22 protein-coding genes, 5 tRNA genes and 1 rRNA gene are annotated in these 25,659 nt (G+C 47.0%); 13 read left to right on the forward strand and 15 right to left on the reverse strand.

Translation table 11 applies throughout. The annotated features are described in order from the left end of the window. Nucleotides 1-16: 16 nt before the first annotated feature. The 9 genes from OQ477_RS20450 to OQ477_RS20490 form a co-directional block, all read right to left on the reverse strand. Nucleotides 17-1,456: a YbbR-like domain-containing protein gene (locus tag OQ477_RS20450; protein ID WP_038456773.1), complete on the reverse strand. Its 1,440-nt coding sequence runs from the start codon at nucleotides 1,454-1,456 to the stop codon at nucleotides 17-19. Next, nucleotides 1,449-2,270 (reverse strand): diadenylate cyclase CdaA, encoded by an 822-nt coding sequence (cdaA, locus tag OQ477_RS20455; RefSeq protein ID WP_003156763.1) that lies wholly within the window; start codon nucleotides 2,268-2,270, stop codon nucleotides 1,449-1,451. The genes OQ477_RS20450 and cdaA overlap by 8 nt, the downstream gene beginning before the upstream one ends. A gap of 165 nt (nucleotides 2,271-2,435) precedes the next feature. Beyond that, nucleotides 2,436-3,062, reverse strand: a complete 627-nt coding sequence (gene rsiW, locus OQ477_RS20460) for an anti-sigma-W factor RsiW (protein ID WP_003156765.1) — start codon at nucleotides 3,060-3,062, stop codon at nucleotides 2,436-2,438. A gap of 13 nt (nucleotides 3,063-3,075) precedes the next feature. Then, nucleotides 3,076-3,639, reverse strand: coding sequence for an RNA polymerase sigma factor SigW (sigW, locus tag OQ477_RS20465; RefSeq protein ID WP_003156766.1), 564 nt, complete (start codon nucleotides 3,637-3,639; stop codon nucleotides 3,076-3,078). 230 nt (nucleotides 3,640-3,869) lie between these two features. Beyond that, nucleotides 3,870-3,941 (reverse strand) — tRNA-Gln (locus OQ477_RS20470). Nucleotides 3,942-3,945: 4 nt separating this feature from the next. Further along, nucleotides 3,946-4,030, reverse strand: a tRNA-Tyr gene (locus OQ477_RS20475). A gap of 19 nt (nucleotides 4,031-4,049) precedes the next feature. Beyond that, a tRNA-Thr gene (locus tag OQ477_RS20480) sits at nucleotides 4,050-4,122 on the reverse strand. A gap of 5 nt (nucleotides 4,123-4,127) precedes the next feature. Next, a tRNA-Val gene (locus OQ477_RS20485) sits at nucleotides 4,128-4,203 on the reverse strand. 3 nt (nucleotides 4,204-4,206) lie between these two features. Then, nucleotides 4,207-4,278: transfer RNA gene (locus OQ477_RS20490), tRNA-Glu, on the reverse strand. Nucleotides 4,279-4,458: 180 nt separating this feature from the next. Between OQ477_RS20490 and OQ477_RS20495 the strand changes: the two genes are divergently transcribed. From OQ477_RS20495 to OQ477_RS20550, 12 genes are all read left to right on the forward strand, one after another. Beyond that, nucleotides 4,459-4,911 (forward strand): DUF523 domain-containing protein, encoded by a 453-nt coding sequence (locus OQ477_RS20495; RefSeq protein ID WP_007408014.1) that lies wholly within the window; start codon nucleotides 4,459-4,461, stop codon nucleotides 4,909-4,911. 18 nt (nucleotides 4,912-4,929) lie between these two features. Continuing rightward, a complete protein-coding gene (locus tag OQ477_RS20500) occupies nucleotides 4,930-5,406 on the forward strand; it encodes a GNAT family N-acetyltransferase (protein ID WP_265973576.1) in 477 nt (158 codons plus the stop codon). Nucleotides 5,407-5,505: 99 nt separating this feature from the next. Next, entirely contained in the window at nucleotides 5,506-6,435 is a 930-nt protein-coding gene (gene murQ / locus OQ477_RS20505) for an N-acetylmuramic acid 6-phosphate etherase (RefSeq protein WP_265973577.1), read from the forward strand. Nucleotides 6,436-6,563: 128 nt separating this feature from the next. Next, nucleotides 6,564-7,931, forward strand: a complete 1,368-nt coding sequence (locus OQ477_RS20510; RefSeq protein ID WP_265973578.1) for a PTS transporter subunit EIIC — start codon at nucleotides 6,564-6,566, stop codon at nucleotides 7,929-7,931. Between the two features lie 18 nt (nucleotides 7,932-7,949). Next, nucleotides 7,950-9,233: a penicillin binding protein PBP4B gene (pbp4b, locus tag OQ477_RS20515; RefSeq protein WP_265973579.1), complete on the forward strand. Its 1,284-nt coding sequence runs from the start codon at nucleotides 7,950-7,952 to the stop codon at nucleotides 9,231-9,233. A gap of 46 nt (nucleotides 9,234-9,279) precedes the next feature. Next, the gene (locus OQ477_RS20520) at nucleotides 9,280-11,193 is read left to right on the forward strand and encodes a glycoside hydrolase family 3 protein (RefSeq protein ID WP_265973580.1); all 1,914 of its coding nucleotides are present in this window, start codon (nucleotides 9,280-9,282) and stop codon (nucleotides 11,191-11,193) included. A gap of 15 nt (nucleotides 11,194-11,208) precedes the next feature. Next, nucleotides 11,209-12,453: a DUF1343 domain-containing protein gene (locus tag OQ477_RS20525; protein ID WP_265973581.1), complete on the forward strand. Its 1,245-nt coding sequence runs from the start codon at nucleotides 11,209-11,211 to the stop codon at nucleotides 12,451-12,453. Between the two features lie 137 nt (nucleotides 12,454-12,590). After that, the gene (locus tag OQ477_RS20530) at nucleotides 12,591-14,186 is read left to right on the forward strand and encodes a helix-turn-helix domain-containing protein (protein WP_265973582.1); all 1,596 of its coding nucleotides are present in this window, start codon (nucleotides 12,591-12,593) and stop codon (nucleotides 14,184-14,186) included. 87 nt (nucleotides 14,187-14,273) lie between these two features. After that, nucleotides 14,274-15,230 carry an ABC transporter substrate-binding protein gene (locus OQ477_RS20535; protein WP_265973583.1) on the forward strand — a complete coding sequence of 319 codons (957 nt, stop codon included), beginning with the start codon at nucleotides 14,274-14,276 and terminating at the stop codon, nucleotides 15,228-15,230. Between the two features lie 19 nt (nucleotides 15,231-15,249). Then, nucleotides 15,250-16,257, forward strand: a complete 1,008-nt coding sequence (locus tag OQ477_RS20540) for a FecCD family ABC transporter permease (protein WP_265973584.1) — start codon at nucleotides 15,250-15,252, stop codon at nucleotides 16,255-16,257. 1 nt (nucleotide 16,258) lies between these two features. Next, on the forward strand, nucleotides 16,259-17,269 hold the full coding sequence (gene feuC / locus OQ477_RS20545) for an iron ABC transporter permease FeuC (RefSeq protein WP_032872817.1): 1,011 nt from the start codon (nucleotides 16,259-16,261) through the stop codon (nucleotides 17,267-17,269). Continuing rightward, nucleotides 17,266-18,078, forward strand: coding sequence for an alpha/beta hydrolase (locus OQ477_RS20550; RefSeq protein ID WP_265973585.1), 813 nt, complete (start codon nucleotides 17,266-17,268; stop codon nucleotides 18,076-18,078). The genes feuC and OQ477_RS20550 overlap by 4 nt, the downstream gene beginning before the upstream one ends. Here the strand turns inward: OQ477_RS20550 and OQ477_RS20555 are convergent. The 5 genes from OQ477_RS20555 to OQ477_RS20575 all read right to left on the reverse strand — a co-directional run bounded on the left by OQ477_RS20555 (nucleotide 18,009) and on the right by OQ477_RS20575 (nucleotide 24,002). After that, on the reverse strand, nucleotides 18,009-18,950 hold the full coding sequence (locus tag OQ477_RS20555; RefSeq protein WP_099567254.1) for a bile acid:sodium symporter family protein: 942 nt from the start codon (nucleotides 18,948-18,950) through the stop codon (nucleotides 18,009-18,011). The two genes, OQ477_RS20550 and OQ477_RS20555, sit on opposite strands and share 70 nt — an antisense overlap. Nucleotides 18,951-19,100: 150 nt before the next feature. Further along, on the reverse strand, nucleotides 19,101-20,534 hold the full coding sequence (locus OQ477_RS20560; RefSeq protein WP_265973586.1) for a SulP family inorganic anion transporter: 1,434 nt from the start codon (nucleotides 20,532-20,534) through the stop codon (nucleotides 19,101-19,103). 231 nt (nucleotides 20,535-20,765) lie between these two features. Beyond that, nucleotides 20,766-21,812, reverse strand: coding sequence for a zinc-dependent alcohol dehydrogenase (locus tag OQ477_RS20565; protein ID WP_044802661.1), 1,047 nt, complete (start codon nucleotides 21,810-21,812; stop codon nucleotides 20,766-20,768). Continuing rightward, a complete protein-coding gene (locus OQ477_RS20570; RefSeq protein WP_061581703.1) occupies nucleotides 21,787-22,737 on the reverse strand; it encodes an inositol monophosphatase family protein in 951 nt (316 codons plus the stop codon). The genes OQ477_RS20565 and OQ477_RS20570 overlap by 26 nt, the downstream gene beginning before the upstream one ends. Further along, nucleotides 22,734-24,002 carry an aspartate aminotransferase family protein gene (locus OQ477_RS20575; RefSeq protein WP_265973587.1) on the reverse strand — a complete coding sequence of 423 codons (1,269 nt, stop codon included), beginning with the start codon at nucleotides 24,000-24,002 and terminating at the stop codon, nucleotides 22,734-22,736. The genes OQ477_RS20570 and OQ477_RS20575 overlap by 4 nt, the downstream gene beginning before the upstream one ends. A 227-nt stretch (nucleotides 24,003-24,229) precedes the next feature. Here OQ477_RS20575 and OQ477_RS20580 point away from each other — a divergent pair, with 227 nt between their 5' ends. Then, nucleotides 24,230-25,441, forward strand: coding sequence for an MFS transporter (locus OQ477_RS20580; protein WP_265973588.1), 1,212 nt, complete (start codon nucleotides 24,230-24,232; stop codon nucleotides 25,439-25,441). A 94-nt stretch (nucleotides 25,442-25,535) separates the two neighbouring features. Here OQ477_RS20580 and rrf read toward each other — a convergent pair. Beyond that, nucleotides 25,536-25,651 (reverse strand): 5S ribosomal RNA (gene rrf / locus OQ477_RS20585). Nucleotides 25,652-25,659 lie beyond the last annotated feature (8 nt).

Here is a 25,659-nt window from a genome sequence, read left to right on the forward strand (position 1 = left end):
TTGTATCGCTCCTTTTTCATTCTGTTGAAGAAGAATCAGCGCTTGATCCGTCTTCATCCTGATCTTGATTTTGATCCTGGTTTTGACTTTTATTCTGATCGCTGTCAGTGTCGTCTTCCCGGTTCTTGTTCTTGTCTTTGTCTGCGTCTCCGCTTGTGCCGTTCTTATTGCCGGAATCAGCGGAACCGCCGTTATTTTTATTTGAACTTGTGTTTTTCTTAGAAGTCAGCTTGATCTTAACCGTGTCTTTTGACAGGGACCATGTGACGTTTTGCGGGCCGTTTACTTCAAGCTTTACAGAGTGCTCTCCGTCATCCAGGTCCGAGACATTGGCATACAGTTCAATGTCCGACTTTTTCAGCGCCTTAATGTTGGCGGGAGAGCCTTTGGCCGTAATATTTATCGCCTGCGATTCAGGATCGAGAAACTCAATCTGCTGTGAGCCTCCCAGTCCGACCGTCTTGATTCCGACATTGTCAAAATCCTTTTTGTCTTCACTGTCCACTTTAACATGAAGCGTGATTTTTTCCGGTGATACCTTAGTGACACCCTTAGGAAGCGGGATATCGGCATTGATATCGGTATCTTTATCAATTTTGCCTAAATCAAGAGATACGCCGTCAATAAATTCAAGTGAATCCAGCACATCCTGCGGGCCGTAAACCGTCACCTCACTCGGATTCGAGTCAATGCTCGCAACGCTCACCCCGTCCGGAAGACTTCCCTTCCTTTCGATTTTGAAAGGAAGCTTTTTGCTCGGACTGGCTACGGGAACCGTCACTTTAATGACTGACGGTTCAACATCAACAGGAAGTGCGTTGCCGTCTTTGTCATAGACGGTCACTTTCACTTCCTTTTCAATGGTCTCATTTGCATTTTCAAGGTTCACGGATGCTTTGACAAGTGAAATGTTATCAATCACATTTTTCGAACCTGTAATCTGCACGTTTTTCGGGCTGATAATCGGCTGCTGAGGGGTATATCCCTTTTTCATTTTGCTTTTATTGTAGTATTCAACTTCCACGGGAAAACTCTCAGCCGTTTTTTCCTGAATCGTAACCGTCGTGACTGACGGGTTAATGGAGACCGTCAGTCCGTCCGATACGTTTTTCGCCTTCAATTCGACCTTATGAGTCCCGGTCTTCAGCTTATTCATATCAGCGTATATCTCAAAATTCTTCGTCTGTCTTGCCTTTTTCACCGCGCTTGTCGAGCCTTTAATCGTGACATTTACGGTCTGGGGCACGCCGGTGACGACATAGTTCGCTTCATCATAGTATGCTTTTACAGGAATATCAGTAAGCGTAGCCTCGTCAGTCGTTGATGTCGGAAAAAAGGATTCCCCCGGCTTTTTCGGAGTCGGCGCCTGGTTGTTGTTAACCGCAACGTAAAGCAGCAGCGCAAAGAGCAATGCAATGATCTTTACAGCCCAGCGGTTGTTTAAGAATTTATCCATTTTTCTTGCCCCTCCAGTACCAGCGGTTAGAAGAAGTATCTCTGGCGTTCTTCTTAAACTCGGCTTCAAGCATTTCTTTCAGTGCTTCTTCCGTCAATTCTCTGTGAAGGTCTCCGTTTTTGGCCACACTGATGGCGCCCGTCTCTTCAGATACAATAATGGTTAAGCTGTCCGTCACTTCACTGATGCCGACAGCCGCTCTGTGACGCGTCCCCAGCTCCTTTGAAATAAACGGGCTTTCAGAAAGCGGCAGATAACAGGCAGCAGCCGCAATCTCGTTATTTTTCATAATGACCGCTCCATCATGCAGCGGTGTATTCGGGATGAAGATATTAATCAAAAGCTCCGAGCTGACCTGCGCATTAAGCGGGATGCCCGTCTCAATATAATCGCCCATTCCCGTATCGCGCTCAATCGCGATGAGTGCGCCGATGCGGCGTTTTGCCATGTAGCTGATCGATTTTGTAATCGCTTCAATTGTCTTATGCTGCGCTTCCTCCACGGGGGTTCCGCTCCTGGAAAAGAACCGGCCCCGTCCGAGCTGTTCAAGCGCCCGTCTCAGCTCAGGCTGGAATATAATGATGATCGCTAAAAATCCCCATGTTATCGCTTGGTCCATCAGCCACTGAAGCGTGCTGAGTCCCAAATATGAACTGGCCATCCGGACCAATACGATGACGACGATTCCTTTTAAAAGCTGAACCGCCTTTGTCCCGCGTATGACCATGATTAATTTATATATCACATACCAAACAAGGAGAATATCAACGGCATTGCCGAGGTATTGCAAAAATGGGATGTCCTCAAAAGCCATTTCCTCGTCCTCCAAGAATTCAGTCATTTCGTTTTTCTGTTATGAATTGTGCTGCATGAGCAATATGTACATCATATAGCGTGCTCATTATACCACATTTTGATTTCTCAAGTGAAATGAGCCAGAGCGGCGATGCACAAAAAAAGAGTAAAGCGATTATACGCTTTACTCATCTTCATTCGGGTCCAAAGCGCTCACGACGCCCTGGCCCGCCGATTTCAGTTCGTACCAGACCCAGTCAAACAATTGGTTAATCTCTTCAATCTGCCCGGTGACTTGTCCGGCTGAGGCCATGTATTTTTCTCCGTTGACGACAGTCACATTGCCGTCAACTTTTCCTTCAATGAACAGCTTGCCGTTTTTTACTGTGACATCGCCCTTTACGGTCTCGCCTTCAGGGACGGTGACCGTGTGATTCTGCACGACAAGGTTCGGCTGTTTGGACACACTGAAATTGTGGTCATTATGCCAGCTGTTGAAAAAACCGCCGCCCATTAAAATCACAAAAACCGCTGCGGCTGCAATCATCGGATGAGTTTTGATCCATCGTTTTACAGAAGCGCGTTTTTTCTCTTTTGGAAGATTCGCCATAACTTTGGCAGTAAAATCAGCAGGGGCCGTGACATGCGATGTGCTTCGGACGAGTGCTACGGATTTCTCCATTTCATGAAAATGCCGTTTGCAATTCCCGCATGACTGCAAATGTTGTTTTAATACGTTTTCATCTTCAGGAAGGATATCTCCATCAAGATGCTTATGCATAAGCTGCACGATCTGTTCAGGACAGCTCATTTCATCACCCCACTTAAAGATCCCTCAATTGTTTTCTAAGAGCCTCTCTGCCTCTGTGTATCCTTGTCTTGACGGTGCCGACAGGGATATTCAGAATCTCCCCGATTTCAATTAAAGAGAGTTCGTCAATATACTTTAATACAATAACCGTTCTGTACTTGTCAGGCAGCTTTAAAATCTTTTTCTGAATTGTGTCCGACAGCTCCAATGACAATACGGCGTCTTCAGGGAGAACCCCGTCCGCGGCGATCTGCGAATACATCGTCAGCCCTTCTGCTCCTGCTACTTCTGCGTCCAGATAGTAATCAGGCTTTTTCTTGCGGATTCGGTCAATGGTCAGGTTGGTCGCAATTCTGTAAAGCCACGTTGAGAACTTTCTGTTGATATCGAAACTGTCGATATTGACATACGCTCTGATAAAAGCTTCCTGCGCAATATCTTCCGCTTCGTGAACATTGCCGAGCATGCGGTAGCAAAGCTGGTAAATCTTATCTTTATAAAGGTCAACGATTTCTGCAAACGCATTTTGATCGCCTTTTTTGACTTGCTTGATTCTTTTTTTAATCAGGTTTTCCATGTTTTATCTTACCTCTGCCCTTCACCGGTCTGTATCTATACGTTGATTGTTTTAAAAGGTTTCATTTTTTTATTACATTTATTTTACCAAATTTCAGGCAGGGTGTAGATGGAAAATACAGAATATACTGCCTTAACAGCAGCTTAAAAATAGTATATCTGATGAACAATCATAAATTGAAACAAAATGCTGATAAAAAAAAGACACCTTTATGCAAAAGGTGTCTGAGACTGGGCTAGCTGGATTCGAACCAACGCATGACGGAGTCAAAGTCCGTTGCCTTACCGCTTGGCTATAGCCCAAAAATGGTGGAGGGGGGCAGATTCGAACTGCCGAACCCTGAGGGAGCGGATTTACAGTCCGCCGCGTTTAGCCACTTCGCTACCCCTCCGTATTTTTTTAAAAAACAGTGCCGGCCAGAGGACTTGAACCCCCAACCTACTGATTACAAGTCAGTTGCTCTACCAATTGAGCTAGGCCGGCAAATATGGTGGAGGATGACGGGCTCGAACCGCCGACCCTCTGCTTGTAAGGCAGATGCTCTCCCAGCTGAGCTAATCCTCCATATGACCCGTACGGGATTCGAACCCGTGTTACCGCCGTGAAAGGGCGGTGTCTTAACCGCTTGACCAACGGGCCGTTGTGTCCGCGTCGAGCTGACAAAAGTTATTATATACAGGTTGTACCCCATTTGTAAAGAGAAAAATTATTTTTTTTATTTTCAAACTTTTTTACCCGTTTTTTAACTGAAAAACTCATCCCTCCTCTCTTATTTCATTTATGATGAAAGTATCAAAATATTGAAGGGAATGGACACAGATGATCTTAGTCAGCTCTTGTCTCGGCGGTATCGAATGCAGGTATAACGGCTCTCACGCCGCTTCGGAAAAAATCCGCAGACTCGTAGAAGAAAAGAAAGCTGTTATGGTCTGCCCCGAACTTTTGGGCGGCTTCACCACTCCCCGCGAACCGGCGGAAATCATCGGCGGTACGGGCGAAGACGTGCTGAACGGAACAGCAAGAATCGTAACGGCATCAGGCGAAGACGTTACGGCTTTATATATGGACGGCGCGGAAAAAACGTTAGCATACGCAAAAGAAATAGGCGCCGCAACGGTCATCCTTAAAGAAAACAGTCCGTCCTGCGGCAGCAGCTTTATCTATGACGGCACTTTCTCAGGAAAAAAAATAATCGGAGACGGCATCACTTCCGCTCTTTTAAAACGGGCAGGCTGCCGTGTTCTATCAGAAGATGAATTGGATCAATTATAAAAAAGGAGAGTAGATATCATGGGTGTAGCCCTGTCCTTTTATAAACCGGAGCATGCAGACGGGCTGAACGGGTTTGTGCTGAGTGAAGAAGATAAAAAGTTCACAGCTCTGCCGATAGATGTCCTGCCGCAGGCTCTCGTCATCCGGGATCGCTACCCGACAGTCATTTTAAAAGAAGACCGCCCCGTCGGTTTTTTCATTTTACATACCTCAAAAGAAACCATTGCCCCGTATTCGAACAATGTGTCTGCCATTTTGCTGAGTGCGCTGTCCTTACATGCGCCGCATCAGGGAAAAGGTTATGCCAAACAAGCGATGCTGCAGCTCCCCGCTTTTGTCGCAAATTACTTTCCTTGGTGTGATGAAATCGTGCTTGCTGTAAACCATCGCAATCATCGTGCAAAGAACCTGTACCGGTCTTCCGGTTTTATTGATAAAGGTCGTCGCACGATCGGCCCCATCGGCGAACAGCACATTCTGCATCATTTTTTGTGAAAGCGCTTGATTATTCATCTCATCCCTGCCGATTTTTCTTGAAACATATATTCAGAAGCCCATATACTTCAAGTATTAACGACTTGGGAGGGTACAATCATGACAGACCGGCTTAACATTCACAGATTGACCACAGAAACCAGAAATCCGCAGACCGCTTCAATCCATCAAGCAGACACGATGGAAATTCTCCGCATCATTAACCAAGAGGATTTCAAAGTGGCTGAAGCCGTTCAGCAGGTGCTGCCCGATATTCAGATTGCCGTTCAATTCGCCCATCAGTCCTTACAGCGAAACGGCAGGCTGATTTATGCGGGAGCGGGCACAAGCGGCAGACTCGGTGTACTGGATGCGGTTGAATGCCCGCCTACATACAGCGTAAGTCCCGACACCGTCATCGGTCTGATGGCCGGAGGGGCAGACGCCTTTTTGCAAGCGGCTGAAGGTATAGAAGACAGCGAGGAAACCGGCGCTTTCGATCTCAAAACGATCGGGCTTACCGCAGAAGACACCGTGATCGCCATCGCGGCAAGCGGGCGCACGCCGTATGCGGCCGGTGCGCTGAAATACGCAAAAACAATCGGCGCCAAAACCGTCGCGCTCACATGCAATAAACACTCGTTGATCAGCACTTATGCCGATCACAGCATTGAAGTCGTCGTCGGCTCCGAAGTGATTACAGGGTCAACACGAATGAAAGCGGCGACGGCACATAAAATGATTCTGAACATGATTTCCACGGCCGTGATGATCAAAAGCGGCAAAGTGTACGAAAATTTAATGGTGGACGTTCATGTCAGCAACGAAAAATTGAAAGAACGCGCAATCGGCATTATCCAAAGCATCACGGGCGTTCCGTACGACAAGGCAAAAGAAACGCTTGAGGCCGCAGGAAGCCATGTCAAAACGGCAATCGTCATGCTGAAGACGAATTCGGACGAAACACACGCGAAGGCACTGCTCAAAGAATCAGACGGCTTCATTGATAAAGCCATTGAACAGCACCTTTCAAAAGAAAAAGAACGCTGATCGTTCTTTGGTGAAAAATAATGTGCTTTTACGAGCCCGCGCCGTTTTCATGATCGGCGCAGGCGCTTTTAGGACGCGTTTCAGGCACAGCTCCCCGGGAAAAATCGTACGGAAAAAGGAGGATCTCCATGAGCAAAGAGGCATTTTATCAGTCACTGGCCAAAGATATCCTGGACAATTGCGGCGGTTCATCGAATATTTCAGGCTTTACCCACTGTATGACACGCCTGAGGATTACACCTTTAGATCAGGACAAAACGGATATTGAAACGCTGAAACAGCTTGACGGGGTAATAGGCGTCGTCGAAGCCGAAACACTGCAGATCATCCTTGGCACGGGTGTCGTCAATCATGTCGCCGACGCTTTCGCAAAACTTATGTCATCCCGAAAAAACATTGATTTAAAAGAAGCCGCCTCACGAAAAAAAGCCGATCTCAACAGAAAAAACACCACACCCATCACACTGTTTCTGAGAAAAATATCAAGCATCTTCATTCCCCTTATTCCCGCACTCATTGCATCAGGTTTAATCACCGGTATTACGAAAGCCGTCATTCAGGCCGGCTGGCTCCCGAAAGAATCCCAAATCGCACTTATTTTAACGGTTATCGGTTCAGGCTTATTCACTTACCTCGGCGTCCTTGTCGGCATCAACACGGCGAAGGAATTCGGCGGGACTCCCGCGATGGGCGGCCTTGCGGGCATATTGATCCTTAACCCTGAGATCGCCAATATCAGTTTGTTCGGAGAGAATCTGCTCCCTGGCAGGGGAGGATTAATCGGTGTTCTTTTCGCTGCGGTTTTTATCGCTTATACCGAACGGTTTATCAGAAAGTACGTCCATCAATCCATCGACATTATCGTCACGCCTACCTTGTCTTTACTTATCACCGGGCTGGTGACATATGTCGTTTTTATCCCTGCAGGCGGTTTTATTTCTGATCTGATTACATCCGGTTTATTGTCGCTGCTGAATGTCGGGGGAGTGCTCTCAGGGTTTGTACTGGGAGCCGCCTTCCTGCCGCTTGTCGTCACCGGCCTGCATCAGGGCTTGACTCCCGTACATTTGGAATTAATCCGATCAATTGGAGATGACCCGCTTCTTCCGATTCTCGCGATGGGAGGCGCGGGTCAAGTAGGGGCGGCCTTCGCCATCTTTATGAAAACAAAAAAAGCCTCATTGAAAAGAGCGATCGGCGGCGGACTTCCATCCGGTCTGCTCGGAATCGGAGAGCCGCTCATCTTCGGCGTCACACTCCCGCTCGGCCGGCCGTTTTTGACGGCGTGTTTAGGGGCGGGAATCGGCGGCGCCTTTCAAGCCCATTTTCAGGTGGCTACTTTTTCAATCGGTGTCTCCGGCCTTCCGCTCTCGTTTCTCGTACAGCCGGCTCAAATCGTTTTGTATATCATCGGTCTCTTCATCTCTTACGCGGCGGGCTTTGTCTTCACTTATGCGTTCGGATTTAAGGATGATATGGCTGCTGAATTTGAATAAACCGGGAGGGATCAGAATATGAAAACACTGACAGCCGCCATACTCACAATGGTCATCAGCCTCTCTTTCCTGCCGCAGCACAAAGCCGAAGCCCAATCCAAATTATACGACGCAGCAAAGCTCAGAAAGGTTGATCAAATGATTGAAAAAGACATCGCAGCAGGATTCCCCGGAGCCGTCCTTGTCGTCGTAAAGGACGGACGGGTGATCAAAAAGAAAGCATACGGCTACAGCAAAAAATATGACGGGAACATCCTTTTATCCCGTCCGAAAAAAATGAAAACATCAACCATGTTTGATCTAGCTTCCAATACAAAAATGTACGCGGCGAATTTTGCATTACAGCGACTCGTCAGCCAGGGAAAGCTTGATGTGTATCAAAAAGTCTCGGCTTACCTTCCTGATTTCAAAGACAGAAAAAGCGATCCGATTCAAGAAAAAGACCGCATTCGCGTCATCGATGTGCTCCAGCATCAATCCGGTCTGCCGGCAAGCTTTTATTTCTATCAGCCGGACACCGCAGGCCCTTTATATTCACAAGAACGGGATAAAACGATCCGTTTTCTCACCCAAATCCCGCTTGAATACAAACCGGGAACAAAACACGTATACAGCGATATCGGTTACATGCTTCTCGGTTGCATCATTGAAAGCATAACCGGAAAAACCCTTGATGCCTATGCGGAACAAGAACTGTACAAACCGCTGAAACTGACGCACACACTGTTCAACCCGCTGCAAAAAGGCTTTAAAGAAAAAGCATTCGCAGCTACTGAACGTTTAGGCAACACACGTGACGGAGTCATCCATTTCCCTCACATCAGGACGTATACGCTGCAGGGGGAAGTTCACGATGAAAAAGCATTTTACTCCATGGGAGGGGTGTCCGGTCACGCCGGGCTGTTTTCCAGGGCTGATGACATGGCCGTCCTTCTTCAAGTCATGCTGAACGGAGGCAGTTATAAACACGTTTCTCTCTTCAATAAAAGAACGGCCGATTTGTTCACAACGGCGGCATCCTCTGATCCGACTTTCGCTCTCGGCTGGCGGAAAAACGGCAGCCCGGATATGGAGTGGATGTTCGGCCCTTATGCAAGCAGGCAGGCATATGGCCATACAGGATGGACCGGCACCGTCACGATTATTGATCCCGCTTATAAGCTGGGGATCGCACTTTTGACCAATAAAAAGCATTCCCCCGTCGTCAGTCCCGGTGAAAACCCGAATGTTTTTGAAGGGGATCTTTTCCCCACCGGAAGCTACGGCAGCGTCATAAAAACGATTTATGAAGCCATTGAATGACAACCCATGTCTTTGGTCCAAACTATGACGGCAGGAGGGCACCATCATGAAACTTGTCATCTCAGCTGTATTACTGTTGTTCATTGTTTTCGGCACGCATCATGCATCGACAAAACCGGACATTCCGTCACAGGCGGAACAAGCAGTATCCCGTATGACATTAGATGAAAAATTAGGGCAGATGCTCATGCCTGATTTTCGAAATTGGCAAAAAAAGGGGCAGTCATCACCTGAGGCTCTTACCCAAATGAATGACGAAGTTGCAGGGCTTATTCAAAAGTACCGGTTCGGCGGCGTTATCTTATTTGCAGAAAATGTAAAAAACACTGAGCAAACAGTACGCCTGACAAATGCCTTTCAAAAGGCGAGCCCTGACATTCCGCTATTATTAGGTATTGATCAGGAGGGCGGCATCGTAACCAGACTTGGTGAAGGTACTCATTTCCCAGGCAATATGGCGCTCGGAGCCGCGAGAAAAACAGCCTACGCGTCCCAGACCGGCGCCATTATCGGCAAAGAACTGAAAGTACTGGGCATTAATACGAATTTCGCTCCCGTTCTCGATATCAATAATAATCCCGGGAACCCTGTCATCGGCGTCAGGTCGTTCAGTTCAGACCGTGATCTGACAGCTTCACTCGGCCTTGCCTCAATGAAGGCTCAGCAAAAGCAGGATGTCGCTGCCGCCGTCAAACATTTCCCGGGACACGGTGACACGGATGTCGACAGCCACTACGGCCTTCCGCTTGTCACCCACAATCAAGAAAGACTGCGTCAGATTGAACTTTATCCGTTCCGGAAGGCCATTCAGGCCGGAGCTGATATGATCATGACAGCCCATGTGCAATTTCCCGCTTTTGACGATACAACCTATAAAAGCAAGCTGGACGGTTCAGACATTCTCGTACCCGCCACACTCTCGAAAAAAGTGATGACTCATCTTCTCCGTGAGGAAATGGGATTTAACGGTGTCATCGTTACGGATGCATTAAATATGAAAGCCATTGCCGATCATTTCGGCCAGGAAGAGGCGGTCGTCATGGCAGTAAAAGCAGGAGTCGATATTGCCCTGATGCCGGCCCAAGTAACATCGCTGCAAACGGAAAACCGCTTTGCCCAGGTTCATTCCGCTTTAAAAAAGGCGGTACAAAAAGGGGAAATTCCGCTGCAGCAAATTAACAAATCAGCGGAACGCATCATTTCCCTGAAAATAAAACGAGGGATATACCCCCCACCGAAAGAGACAAATCTGAAAAAGAAGATTGCAAAAGCAAAGAAAACCGTCGGCAGCAAAAATCACCTGAAAGCTGAAAAACAAATCGCGGAAAGATCCGTCACCGTCTTACAAAACAAAAACCGCACGCTCCCATTCAAACCGAAAAAGAACAGCCGCGTTCTCATTGCCGCTCCTTATGAAGATCAGACAGCGTCTATGGAGCAAACCATTCGGCAGCTCATCAAGAAGAAAAAAATCCGGCCGGTAACCATCAGTAAAATGAACTTCGCCGAGCGCACATTTCATGATGAGCACAAAAAGCAGATATCTGACGCTGATTACGTGATTACAGGCTCATATGTTGTGAAAAATGATCCTGTCGTAAACGACGGCGTCATTGACGATTCCGTCACAGATCCCGGCAAGTGGACGACTGCATTTCCGCGGGCCGTCATGAAAGCCGCACAATCGAACAAAAAACCCTTTGTGCTGATGAGCCTGCGTAATCCATATGACGCTGCAAACTTTGAAGAAGCTGAAGCCCTTATCGCAGTCTACGGCTTTAAAGGATTTACAGACGGACAATTTCTCCAGCCAAACATTCCAGCAGGCGTTGAAGCGATATTCGGACAGACAACACCGCAAGGCAGGCTGCCCGCTGACATTCCTTCCGTCACTCATCCGGGAACGACACTCTATCCTTATGGTTTCGGTATCAATCTGAAGACCGGAAAACCGCTTTAAACAGGAGGGCTGATTATGAAAACACATACGGCTGCACTTCTCGCCGGATTAGTCGTCATCAGTGCTATGACGGCAGTCTCGGCGGCTTCTGACAGAAACCTTCATACCGCCAAGAAACCAAGCATCCAAACAGGCATCGACCGCCTGCTGAAAGATTATAAACAGGAACTGAAGGGAAAAAGGGTCGGGCTGATCACCAACCCGACCGGTGTGAACAATTCATTGAAAAGCAGCGTTGACGTGCTGTATGAGGCACCAGACATCCACTTGACGGCATTATTCGGACCGGAGCACGGTGTCCGCGGCGATGCTCAGGCCGGAGACAAAGTCACATCCTATATAGACGAAAAAACAGGGCTTCCCGTCTACAGCCTGTACGGGGAAACGAGGAAACCGACGCCTGACATGCTGAAAGATACGGATGTGCTGATTTTCGATATTCAGGATGTCGGAACACGATACTACACCTACATTTATACAATGGCCTATGCCATGGAAGCGGCCAAAGAAAAAGGCATTCCTTTTTATGTCTTGGACCGGCCGAATCCGCAAGGCGGACGAAATCCGGACGGCCCGGTTCTTGAACCGGATTACGCTTCATTTGTCGGACTGTATCCGATCCCGCTGAAGCACGGCATGACGATCGGTGAGCTTGCTCTTTTATTCAATAAAGAGTTTCATATTGGCGCCGACCTTACCGTCGTAAAAATGAAGCGCTGGAAGCGGACGATGACGATTGAAGATACCGGTCTGCCGTTCGTCCTCCCTTCGCCTAATATCCCGACCCCGGACAGCATATTCGCATATTCGGCGACAGGACTAATCGAAGGCACAAACGTATCCGAAGGAAGGGGCACGACAAAGCCGTTTGAACTTATCGGCGCGCCTTATATGAAAAGCACCGAGCTCGAAGAACGCCTGAACAGTCTCAAGCTTCCGGGCGTCGCCTTCAGAGCCGCATCATTTACCCCCAGCTTCTCCAAGCACCAGGGCAAGCTGTGCCACGGCGTTCAAGTCTACGTAACAAACAGAAACACATTTGAAGCGGCAAAAACAGGGCTTTCCATTCTGAAAACCATGCATGACTTATATCCGAATGACTTTTCCTTCTTGCCGACAGGCTCTTTTGACAAGCTGATCGGTAACGGCTGGGTACGCAAAAAAATAGAAAAAGGCGCTTCCATTGAAGACATCACCGGCACATATCAACGCCGGCTGGACCAATTCAAAACTCTAAGAAAACAATACCTCATATACTGACAACATTCGTGTTACACGTGTAACATTTTGACACATTTCACATTTCCGCTTTTTATAGGAAAACATTCATTTATTTGGTACAATTTAAATGATAACAGTTATCATTTAAATGAATGTTTCCTAAAAGGTGGTTTCTCATGAAAAACACATTATTCTTTCAGCCCATTGATATCATCTCCGTAAAAAAAACAGCCGACCTTCTGTCAGAGCATCAGCTCACTGATTCCCCCGTATTGATCTTTCATGTGAAAGGCGAGGGACAAATTGATATCGGAACAGACAGCTTTCCGCTGCAGAAGGAAACGCTCTACATCTGTCCTTGTGATGAGACATTCAATATTGCCCCTATATCGTCAGGCGGCATCCATTTGTATATCGTCAGACTCCGTGTTTTCTCCTATTCATCAGATGATGAAGCGATGCTTCCGGATAACGGGGAAGACATCTTCCACGGACTTCAGCAAATGAATTTACAAATGGTGGATCATTTGACAAGCCGGCTTCAGTCACTTTCTGAAAACGTGCGATCGGCGGATGCATTGCAGAAAATGAAATATACAGCCGACTTTCAGCAGCTGATGTACGACCTTTATGCCGCAAAAGTATGCCATCAAAATAATACGAAAGCGGCGATCGAACAGACAAAACAATTCATACATGCTCAGTCCGACACAAAAATCACGCTCACCCAGCTCGCTCATATGGCGGGAATCAGTCCCAAGCATTACAGTGAAACCTTTAAAAAACTATACGGGCAGAGCGTAACTGAATATATCACAGACATCCGCATAACCAATGCGAAAAAACTGATGGCCAAGGCTAACTGCAAACTGCGGGAAATCGCTCATCAAATCGGCTACCAGGACGAATTTTATTTCAGCCGCATCTTTAAAAAACATACCGGCAGCTCACCTACAAGCTATATGAAAAAAAGGCGCACAAAAATGGCCGCTTACGGGAAAGAAACGATGGGGCATCTGATTCCTCTGCATCACGTGCCTTACGCTGCGGCGCTGCACCCGAAATGGACGGCCTATTATTACAAACAATTCTCTTCCGATATTCCGGTTCACCTGAGTGCTTACCGCTATAATGCAAATTGGGAAGAGAACCTGCACACGCTTTCCCAAGCTGCCCCGGACATCATTTTCAGTCTTGATTCTGTCAGTGAAGAAGAAAAACAGCGCCTGAATGACATCACTGAAGTTTTTTACCTTCCGGCTCAAGAGAATTGGAGAGACCAGTTTCTTCGCACAGCCGCATATTTGAATGAAGAGCAGGAAGCGCGGCACTGGCTTAAAGCTTATCAAAGTCTCGCCCATTCAGCGAAAGATGCTCTTAAACACGTGCGGCATCAGCGGTTCTTATTTATCCGTGTATATAAAGAAAATATGTACATCGCCCATAACAACAGTATTGAGGATGTCTTCTTCGGTGATTTAGGCTTTGCCTCCGCAAAACCGGAATCTTTTGCTCCTGACGAAAAGATTTCCTTGGACATGCTGGCGGATTGCCAGGCTGACTGCATCATGCTTTTCACTTGTAAAGAACCGGAAACGCTTCGTTATTTTCAGCGGATTCAGCAGACCGGGATATGGCAGAACCTTAGATCCGTCAGCAATAAACGCGTGTTTCCCATATCATCTGACCCGTGGATTGAATATTCTCCAAGCGGACATCAGCGGATGATCGAGCAAAGCATTTCCATTTTATCCGAAGATCGTCCATGGTAATACCGGAAATTATCCATGGTCTTATCCCTGTTCCTTCTCTATAATTCCAATTGATAATAGTTATCAATTGAACAGGAGGAACAATAGATGAAGAAATTGGCATTCGCTTTCATGATTTTGCTTTTGGCTTTCACGGCCGCGGCTTGCGGAAGCTCAGAAACATCTGATACAGCAAGTAAAGGAAAGGACGCTTCTTCAGATAAAAAGAAAATCGAATATCTCGGAAAAACATATGAAGTCAAAGCGCCGACTGACAAAATCGCCATTACAGGCAGCGTAGAATCAATGGAAGACGCCAAATTGCTTGACGTTCATCCGGCAGGTGCAATTTCTTTCTCCGGCAAATTCCCGGAACTGTTTAAAGATATTACAGATAAATCCGTATCAACGGGAGAAAAAATGCAGCCGAATATGGAAAAAATTCTTGAGCTGCAGCCGGACGTCATTCTGGCATCAACCAAATTCCCGGAAAAAACGTTAAAAAAATTGAGCGGCACCGCTGAAACGATCCCTGTCTCTCATATCTCATCAAACTGGAAAGAAAACATGATGCTGCTCGCCCAGCTTACAGATAAAGAGAAAAAAGCGAAAAAAATCATCGCAGATTACGAACAGGACCAGAAAAAGACAAAAACAAATATCAACAGCAAAGCGAAACAATCAAACGCGCTGGTCATCAGAATCAGACAAGGCAATATTTATATTTATCCAGAACAAGTATATTTCAACTCCACGCTTTACGGTGATTTAGGCCTGAAGGCGCCGGACGAAGTTAAAGCGGCGAAAGCGCAGGAACTGATTTCTCTTGAAAAATTAAGCGAAATGAACCCTGACCATATCTTCGTACAATTCTCTGATGACGAAAACGCAGATAAGCCGGACGCTTTGAAAGACTTAGAGAAAAATCCGATTTGGAAGAGCCTGACGGCAGTCAAAAAAGACCATGTATACGTCAATACGATCGATCCATTAGCCCAAGGCGGAACCGCTTGGAGTAAAATCCGCTTCTTACAGGTTGCGGCTGACAAATTGACTCAAGACTAATAAAGAGTAGGTTTTTCACATGTATGCAAAACGGCGGACACACATTATTATCATTGCTTCACCGATTGCCATTGTTCTGTCACTGCTGCTTTCCGTTTTATACGGCGCAAAGCAGCTTGACTTCCATACCGTGTTCTCCGCATTGCTGCACTTTAATCCGGAGAATACCGACCATCAGATCATATGGCATTCAAGAATCCCGAGGGCTGCCGGCGCTATGTTTATCGGCGCCGCCCTTGCTGTTTCCGGAGCGCTCATGCAGGGAATCACACGGAACTATCTGGCCTCGCCTTCGATCATGGGTGTGTCGGACGGCTCCGCTTTTATCATCACCCTTTGCATGGTATTGCTCCCTCAATCGACATCCATTGAAATGATCATATACTCGTTTATCGGTTCCGCATTCGGCGCCGCTCTTGTTTTCGGGCTGGCCTCCATTCTTCCCGGCGGTTTTACCCCGGTGCAGCTTGCCATTATCGGAACGGTGACCAGTATGCTTCTCAGCAGTCTGTCGGCTGCGCTTTCGATTTATTTTCAAATTTCGCAGGATCTCAGTTTTTGGTACAGTGCGAGACTGCATCAAATGAACCCTGATTTTTTGAAACTGGCCGTCCCGTTTTTTGCAATCGGAATCATCACGGCCATGATTCTCAGCAAAAAGGTCACTGCCGTATCATTAGGAGACGACATTTCAAAAAGCCTGGGACAGCAGAAAAGAACCATCAAACTCATGGCGATGGCAGCCGTTGTCATATTGACCGGAAGCTCGGTGGCACTCGCCGGAAAAATTGCCTTTGTCGGTTTGGTCGTTCCGCACATCACACGTTTTCTCGTCGGATCGGACTACAGCAGGCTGATCCCATGCGCGTGCATCATCGGCGGCGTCTTCCTGACCATTTGCGACCTTGCCAGCCGATTCATCAATTATCCGTTTGAGACGCCTATTGAAGTTGTCACTTCTATCATCGGTGTTCCTTTCTTTCTTTATTTGATTAAAAGAAAAGGAGGGGATCAGCGTGGCGCGTAAAATGGCCGGAATTTATATCATTCTGATTGCTCTCATATTGCTCGTAAGCTATTTCAGCATGACAAGCGGTTCTTTTTCCGCAAAGCCGGGTGAACTGCTCAGTACGCTTTTCCGCATCCATCCGAATCCGCAATATGACATTTTGCTGTTTCAGCTGAGGCTGCCGCGCATTGTCATGGCTGCTGCCATCGGACTCGGGTTGGGGATAGCCGGAGCCGTTATTCAGGCCATTACCAAAAACGGTCTTGCCGATCCCGGTATTTTGGGCATTAATGCAGGAGCCGGAGCCGGAATCGTCACGTTTATGCTTCTGTTTCAGGGACAATCTGAAGCGACGGCACTTGCCTCTGCGATGGGTATGCCTGTCTTCGGCCTCATCGGAGGATTGATGGCGGCCGTGCTGATCTATATTTTCGCCTGGCACCGGGGGCATCTGGAATCGGGCAGAATTATTCTCGTCGGGATCGCCATGAACTCCGGATTCAGCGCGCTGTCTTTATTTCTTTCATTAAAAATGGACCCGCAGGATTATGAGATGGCGATGGTTTGGAAAAACGGCAGCATCTGGTCGGCAAACTGGATGACCATTACGGCGATCCTTCCGTGGCTGATCTTGTTCATTCCTCTTCTTATGGCGAAAACGTCATTGCTGGATACCATTCGTTTCGATGAGGACACGGTGAAAAGCCTCGGTGTTTCAACCAATAAAGAAAAAACGATTTTACTCATTGCCTGCATCGCTTTGATCAGCGCATGTGTAACCGCAGCGGGCAGCATGGCATTTGTCGGACTGATCGCGCCCCATATTTCCCGCAGGCTCGCCGGGATTGAGCACAGATACTCATTACCGGTCAGCGGATTGGTCGGTATGCTCCTCGTCATATCCGCCGACTTTGCGGGCAAATTGTTCTTTCAGCCTTCAGAAGTGCCGGCGGGAATTATTCTTGCGATTCTCGGCGTTCCTTATTTCTTTTTTCTTCTGTTTAAGCAGAAGAAGGGGCTGGATGCATGAGAGGCACCCTTACAGAACACCGGATAAACGGAAAGGAATGCACTGTGTATCTTCCTCACTCCTATTCGGTTCAAACAGGGGCTGTACCCTGTGTATACGTACTGGACGGGGGTTCTTTGTTTTTAGAACAGATGGATAAGCTTGAATCCCAATTTGCGAACGGAACACTTCCCGAATTGATTTTCATCGGCATCAAACCGGCTGACAGGCTCGATGAGTACACGCCGTGGCCCGCGCCTTCCCTGAGCCCTGCGTTTCATGATTTCGGCGGCAAAGGGAGGCTCTTTCTCGAGGAGCTGACAGATGCCATCATTCCAACTGTAGAAGATATGTATCACATTTCTGCACATCCGGAAACAAGAGGCCTGATCGGCGCGTCATTAGGCGGACTGTTTTCGATATACGCGATGCTACAAAAGCCTGAAATATTCGGCAGAATCGGCTGTATTTCCGGTTCCTTCTGGTATGAAAAATCAACAGAGTATGTCCGCTCCGCATCTTTGCGTCCGGCACGGCGGCGTATCTATATGTCTGTCGGCAGCCGCGAAGCTGAGCATAAAAACAACATCCAAAACACCATGATCCGACAAAATCAAGACGTGCATGAAAGCCTGAGGCAAAAAGGCTTTTCTCAATCTCAGCTCTCTTTCACTGTTGAAGAAGGCACCGTGCACCATCAAGAAGCATTCAAACGACAATTCAATGCAGCACTAAGATGGCTGTACGGAAAAAAAACCGCTCACGTAGCTGAGCGGTTTTTTTCATACTTCATCACGACCGGCTTAAGTTCAAAGCGTCTCAGCAAATAGCCGAACAAAGCGGCAAGGATTTGCTGAAAAAGCATCCCGATGACGACCGGAACCGCCACTTGAGACGGAAAGAAAGACACGGCGAGAACGGCTCCGGCGCTGATATTGCGCATGCCCCCCGTATAAATCAGAGACACGATTTCATCCTGGCTCCGCTTCATCAGTCTTCCGATCAGCCAAGCCACGGCATAACCCGTCATGGCAATAAAAAATACCATGCCTGCGATGCCCGCAAATTTGATATCCACGTGCGTGACATACGGCGCGATTTCCGAACTGTTAATGGCAATGACAATCATCAGACAGATTTTTGAAAAAGGAGACAGCGACCGGCTTATCGCCTGAGTCCTTACCGGCGGGGAAAACTGGTTGACTATCATCCCTGCGATGGATGGAATCACCACCATCTCCGCCAGCCCTTTCATCATTCCCCACACATCCATCTGAACATTCGCCCCGGCCAGGACAGACAGGCTTAACGGCACGATAAAAGGAGAAAGCACGGTATCAACCAGGATAATAGACAGCGTCAATCCGACATTTCCCTTATACATCGCAGCCCAAATCAAACTCGTAATTCCGGTCGGAATCACCACACCCATAATCAGCCCCGTCACAGTTAAAGGGTCACCGCTGAAAATCAGATGGCCGCTTCCCCATGCAAAAACAGGCATGAAAATATGCAGAACAAACAATGCCATGATCATCGGGAGCGGCTTCTCGATACTGCGCTTCAGCGATTGAAAATTGGCACTCAGACTGCCCGTAAATGTAATAAATGCAAATATCCACGGCACAGCGCCGGCCATCCAGCTGATATGCTGAGATAACAGCACACCCGCCGCCACACTTGACGGAGTCAAAAGCGGCATGATTCTCCCCAACACTTGGTTCAACTTATGAAGCCACATCATATGCAAGTCTCCTATATACGGTTTTCAAGTCTCATTCATTATAACAATGCACCCCGGCAAATTTAACCGAAAAAAAGCCCGGATATATTCATCCGGACTTCACAAATTCTATGCCATTTGTTTCATTAAATCTCGGCTTTTCTGATTTAATCCCTTTAATTCAGCCTCAATTCCGTATTCTTTACATTTGGCGACAATTTTCTCAAGAGCCGCCGCTCCCGAATCATCCCACACATGGGCATCGGTCAAATCAATGACAATCCGCTTCACGCCTTCATCATAAACGATGGCATTCATCAGTTCAGACACGGAAGCAAAAAAGATCTGTCCCGTTACCTTATATGTTCTGACATCTTTCTGTTCGGAATGTGACACAATCTTCAGCTTAGAAATTTTCGCCGTAAAAAAGATCGCGCTTAGCAGCACACCCGCGAAGACACCCTTTGATAAATCATTTGTCAGGACGACCGTCACGACGGTAATAACCATAACGATCGAATCAGTAAGGGGCGCTTTCCGCAAACCTTTAATCGATGACCAGTCGAACGTGCCGACGGACACCATAACCATCACGGCCACCAGCGCAGCCATCGGAATTTTCACGACGATACCGCTTAATACGGCAATTAAAAACATTAAAAACGCGCCGGCCGTAAAAGCCGATAACCGCCCGCGTCCGCCGGCTTTCGTATTAATGACAGACTGGCCGATCATTGCGCATCCGGCCATGCCTCCGAAAAATCCGTTCACAATATTGGCGATGCCTTGTCCGCGGCTTTCTTTGTTCTTATCACTATCCGTATCCGTCATTTCATCAATGATCTGGGCTGTCAGCAATGACTCGAGCAATCCAACGAAAGCAAGCGCCAGAGAATACGGGAAAATAATCCGCAATGTCTCAAACGTCCACGGAACATCCGGTATCAAGAAATGCGGAAGTGAACTTGTAATCCCGCCCATATCACCGACCGTGCGGACATCCGCATGGAAGACCACCGCAATGATCGTCATGACAATAATCGCCACCAGCGGAGACGGCACAGCCGTCGTAACCTTCGGCAATAGATATATGATAGCCAGTGATCCGGCAAGCATGGCGTACATGACCCATGAAGCTCCTTTGAACTGCGGCAGCTGCGCAGAAAAAATCAAGATCGCCAAAGCATTCACAAATCCGATCATGACCGAACGCGGAATAAATTTCATCAATTTCGCTATCTTACTGACACCAAGAATAAATTGAATAATACCTGTCAGAATGGTTGCCGCAAACAAATACTGCAGCCCGTAATCAGCCACCAATGTCACCATGACAACCGCCATTGAACCCGTAGCGGCTGAAATCATTCCCGGTCTGCCGCCGAAGATAGAAATAATAATCGCGATACAAAATGATGCATAAAGGCCGACCATCGGATCGACACCTGCAATAATTGAAAATCCGATCGCCTCAGGGATCAGAGCGAGAGCAACCAGAATACCGGCCAGAATGTCTTTACGGACATTCCCGAACCATTGCTGCTGTAACGTATAATCTTTCAAATGATAACGACTCCTTTTCACTATAAAAATCCGCACCCTATCAGTTGGAAACATTGATTTTCATCTGTGGAATATGAGGCAAGCTTACGGGGAAAAAGAGGACACGCTCAGAGTATAATGTCGTTGAGGAAAGGAATTGTTAACAAAGAGTATCATATTAAATTTTAAAGAAATGTGCAAGACCGTATAAATAAGAAAAGAAAACGACTCTCACTGGAGCCGTTTCCGCTTTTATAAAAGTTCCGGATCAGACACAAGAATCGTTTTTATTGCGCTGATATCCTTTCTTTCTTTTGTCACCGGGTCGATGCCCATGAGATGATCAATGGCTTCTTCATAATTCTTCAGTTCCGTCTTTTCCGTAATAAGATCATAGAGCTGCGGAAGGTCGGACGCGCATGCTAACGCAGCCTCCATGATCTGGCGGGCTTCACCTGTGCCCACAATCGTTACGCCGTTTGACAACAGCTGGTACGGCCTGACCGTCATCTCATACGTATCATCAAAGCCCATCGGCACGATTCTGCCTCCCTTTTCAATGAAAGGATAAGCCCAATCAAGCTGGTTGCCGATGGCGTCAAAAATCACATCAAATTTTCTTCCTTGATTAATCCGTTTCACTTCATCCACGGTTAATGCTTCAGGGTGGTAGACATAATCCGATATCCGGCTCGCCGCCTCGCTTCGGAAACTGCCTATTTCAGTCGCAACCGTCAATCGCGCCAGTTTTTTCACCATCATTTGCACAAGCAGTCCGATCGGTCCGGAGCCCAAAACCAAGACCGAGTCCTGCGGCTGAATCGAAGCCTTGTCCACAACATTCAGTACACAGGAGAGAGGCTCAACCAATGTGGCCCGCTCCCATTCCATTGAATCCGGAATTCTGTACATGAACCTGTCTTCCCCCACGTAATATTCCGCAAACGTTCCGTGCGCCCCGATTCCGAGCTGCCAATCCTCGAAGGTTTCGCAATAACACGTCAGCCCTCTCCGGCAATAATGACATTTCCCGCAAAACTGCGTAGGATCTATCACGACGCGGTCTCCGACTTTTACATTTGTCACGTCCGGTCCGATTTCCACGACCGCTCCCACCGATTCATGCCCCATAATCATATGATGGGTTGCATTCATTTTTCCTTTCAGCACATTTAAGTCCGTTCCGCAGATACCGGTGCCGAAAATTTTCACTTTCACATCATTGGATTTCCGAATTTGAGGCTCGTCCACCTCTTGATATTCAAGCTTATCATTAGGAGTCCAGACCAACGCCTTCATATTTCTCTTCCTTTCTGCCCCAGCGGATTTGGTCTAACAATGTTTGATGAAGCTCTTTCGTTGATGCCGCAATACATGATTGCTGATTCTGATAACTTAAATCTGTCAGAAGTGTTTCGTCCAAAGACCGGCCGTATGCATCCGTAATGATCACTCCCGCCTTCTTCGCCAAAAAGACGCTTGCGGCAATATCATAAGGAAACAAATGCAGCACCTGCCCGTTCCCGACCTGCTGAAAATCTGAAAGCAGCTTCGGATCATCTTTCAGCAGACGATTGCCGATATCCACATAAGCATCCATCTGTCCCGTGATAATTCGTGAAATCGAATAAGAAGCGCTGTTGAAAACAAAAACCCCGCCATTATTGGCTGACTGGTCAATCAGATGGCCGTATGCGTCCGTCATCAGCTGCGCCGGATGCCCGTTAAATTCAAGGCTCCAAAACATATTTTTAATATCCCGCACTCCGCTCAAATTCGGCAATTCTCCATGATACCCTTCAAAATGAATGGCATCGCTGTATATATCACCGTACATAAAAGCGCCTGATTTCAATTCAAGTAAAAAAGCAAATTCGATATCCTTAATCTTTGCGTTTGGCTTATACGAAGCAAGCGCAATCGAAATACACGACATTTCAAGTCCCGCGGCGGCCGGGCGCGTTCCGTCTATCGGATCTACAATTAAAATATATTGCGGATCTTCTCCAATCAGCTTCAGGCCGCCATCCTCCGTGTAAAAAGCAACCGGATGACCCTTTTCTTGAATATAATCCAGCACCGCCTCCTCAGCAGCGGCATCTATGTTAAATTGGGCGTCGCCTCCCGGGGAATAGCCGTTTACGAGCCTGTTTTTCAGCGTGCCTTTTTGATTTTTCACCTTTTGATAAACAAATTGTCCAAGCCCAATGATATAGTCTCTCACTTGATTTCCTCCAATAGCTTACGAAGTCTGTAGCAGAGCACTTCGGCTTCACTAAGTGTTATGGTTAAAGGCGGACGGATCTTAAATACATTTCCGAATCCGTAACGGGATGTCCGGAGAATCAGCCCGTAATCCATTGCCCGTTTAGCAATATAATTGGTCAGCTCCACATCCGGTTCATTGTTCTCTTTAACAATCTCCACACCGATCATAAGACCGACGCCTCTTACCTCAGAAATAAAAGCGAAATCCTCTTTCATCGTTTCTAAGCGATCCATAATATAATGACCGACCGTCGTTACATTTTCCAAAAATCCCGGTCGCTGCATAATATCTATGGTTTTACACGCGGCAGCGGCGGCCATCACATTTGAGCCGTACGTGAAGGAGTGCGTATACCCCGGAAGCCCGGTATACTTGTCCTCCGTCAGAGTAGCGGCGACTTGGAAGCCTGTGCCCCCGAGCCCTTTTGCTACCGTCATCATATTAGGTTTCACATCGAAGTAGTCCGCGGCAAACATTTTGCCCGTCCGTCCGAATCCGGTCTGAATTTCATCAAAAATCAGAGCGATATCATGGTCATCACAAAGCTTTCTCAGCTGTTTAAAATACTCTTTAGGCGGAACGACATTTCCACCGTTTCCGGATATCGGTTCAATAATCATGGCGGCAATTTTTCCATTGCTCGCATACTCAATAAAATCATTAATTCTTTCTACGCACAGCATACCGCATGAATCAGGTTTCTGATTATAGAAACAGCGGCTGCAATAGGGATCGGGGACTTGCAGGCCAAAAGAAATTTGCGGCGGGAAAGGTTCTTTTCTGAATGAGTTGCCGGACAAAGCGGAAGTCATATACGTTTGTCCGAGGTGGCTTCGAAATAAGGAGATGACATCGGTTTTTCCGGAGTAATACTGAGCCATTTTAATAGCTCCTTCGTTTGCACCGGAACCGCTGCTGACTTTAGGGTGTACTTTTGTGAGATTATCGGGGGCGATTTCTGCTAGTTTTTCTGCCAGTTTATTTACGGCGTCTGTTTGAAAAGATGATGTTACATGGATCAGTTTATCGGCTTGTTCTTTAACCGTATCAATGACCTCTTTGTTACCGTATCCTAAATTCAAGTTAAACGTGGCAGAGGCGCAATCAATGTACTCATTTCCCTCTTGATCGTACAGGTAAATCCCTTCTCCGCGCTCCATTACTACATCGTCAACACTGTAATACAAGCTGTCTGGATTCGTGATTTCCTTCGTTCCCACAAATACCACCCCTATGAAATTATTAGAATTTCGCTTTTTATCGTATAAATTATTGAAAATAATGTCAACGATCTTTCTTGTAAAAAATGTTGACAATTTGTTAACGTTACCATAAGGGATGTACGAGCAAAAGTTATGTGATATAGTAACAATAATTGGATTTTTTGTAAAACGTCATGTCATACGAGTAGAGAGAAATATGATTTTACCAATAAGGAGATAAAATGATGAAAACTCGTCTGCTGTGGATAAGCTGTTTTTCTTATGGATCGATTGCTTTTACACTTGTTATTCTGGGAGCCGTACTGCCTGAGTTACTCACACATTATTCACAAAGCTACAGTAATGGCGGTGTATTGGTCTTCTCTCAGTTCATGGGCTTTCTCATTGGTGTCATCGGAATGCCTTACATGGTGAAAAAGCTTGGGCGCAAAAACGTCGTTATCTTTGGCCTGGCACTCATCAGCTGTGAAATGTTCATCACCTTCCTGCCGCCCTGGCCGCTGCTCTTTCTTCTCGTCAGCATCGCGGGGCTTGGCGCCGGATTGGTGGAATCCTGTGTAGGCACGATCATCCTCACCGCTATTAAAGAAAGACAGGCTGTGGCCATGAGCAAGATGGAGGTGGCTTACGGATTAGGCGCGCTGTTCATGCCCCTGCTCTCAGGCTTTCTTATCAACAACCACATGTGGACAATTGCTTTTTTAGTATTAGGGTTATCCAGTTTTGTACTCTTAATCGCATGGAAGCAGATGAGTTTCGGCAGTATTGATCAGCTTCTCATCCGCAAAGAGGTCTCTTCTGATGACACTAAAAAAGAAAGCACCGGTTATCGGTCACACGGATTGCTGTTTATTGCCTTGGCGGGTGCTTACTTCTTCTTTTACGGCGGCAGTGAAGTTTCCATTGTACATTTTATCCCCTCCATCTTCGCTGAGAAATGGGATATCCCCAACTCTTTGGCAACGATAACAGTTACAGTGTATTGGACGGGCATGATCATCGGAAGGTTATTAACAGGCCCGATATCAGAAAAGCTGACATATCACCGTTATCTTCGTCTCATAAGCATTGGCGGTCTGGCTGCACTTACAGTATTAGCATTAAGCAAAAACGTATGGTTCGGTTTTGTCCTTTGCTTCTTTTTAGGGCTGTTCATGGCAGGCATGTTTGCAATAGTCCTAATCATCACGAATCATTTTTATCCCGGAAAGACAGAAACGACTACCAGTATTCTGCTCGCTTCAAACGGATTAGGAGGTTCACTCCTTCCGATCGCCGTCGGCTGGAGCTTAGATGAATATCCCGCACAAACTGCGTTCTGGCTGTTTACTGCACTGATGCTCCTTATGCTGCTGATTGTGTTCAGTTTAAGAATGCTCGAGACAATAAAATCAAACAATCTTCAACATCATAACAGCAAAGCAAAATCAATGTAAACAAAAAAGCTAATGCCTTTCAAAGGCATTAGCTTTATATATCTATGTGATCTTTCATATAAAAAACCCAGTTCATCAAGAACTGGGTAATATAGCTTGGCGGCGTCCTACTCTCACAGGGGGAAACCCCCGACTACCATCGGCGCTGAAGAGCTTAACTTCCGTGTTCGGCATGGGAACGGGTGTGACCTCTTCGCTATCGCCACCAAACCATTGAG

It is taken from the genome of Bacillus sp. ChL18 (genome assembly GCF_026241425.1).
Taxonomy (GTDB): Bacteria; Bacillota; Bacilli; order Bacillales; family Bacillaceae; genus Bacillus; species Bacillus velezensis.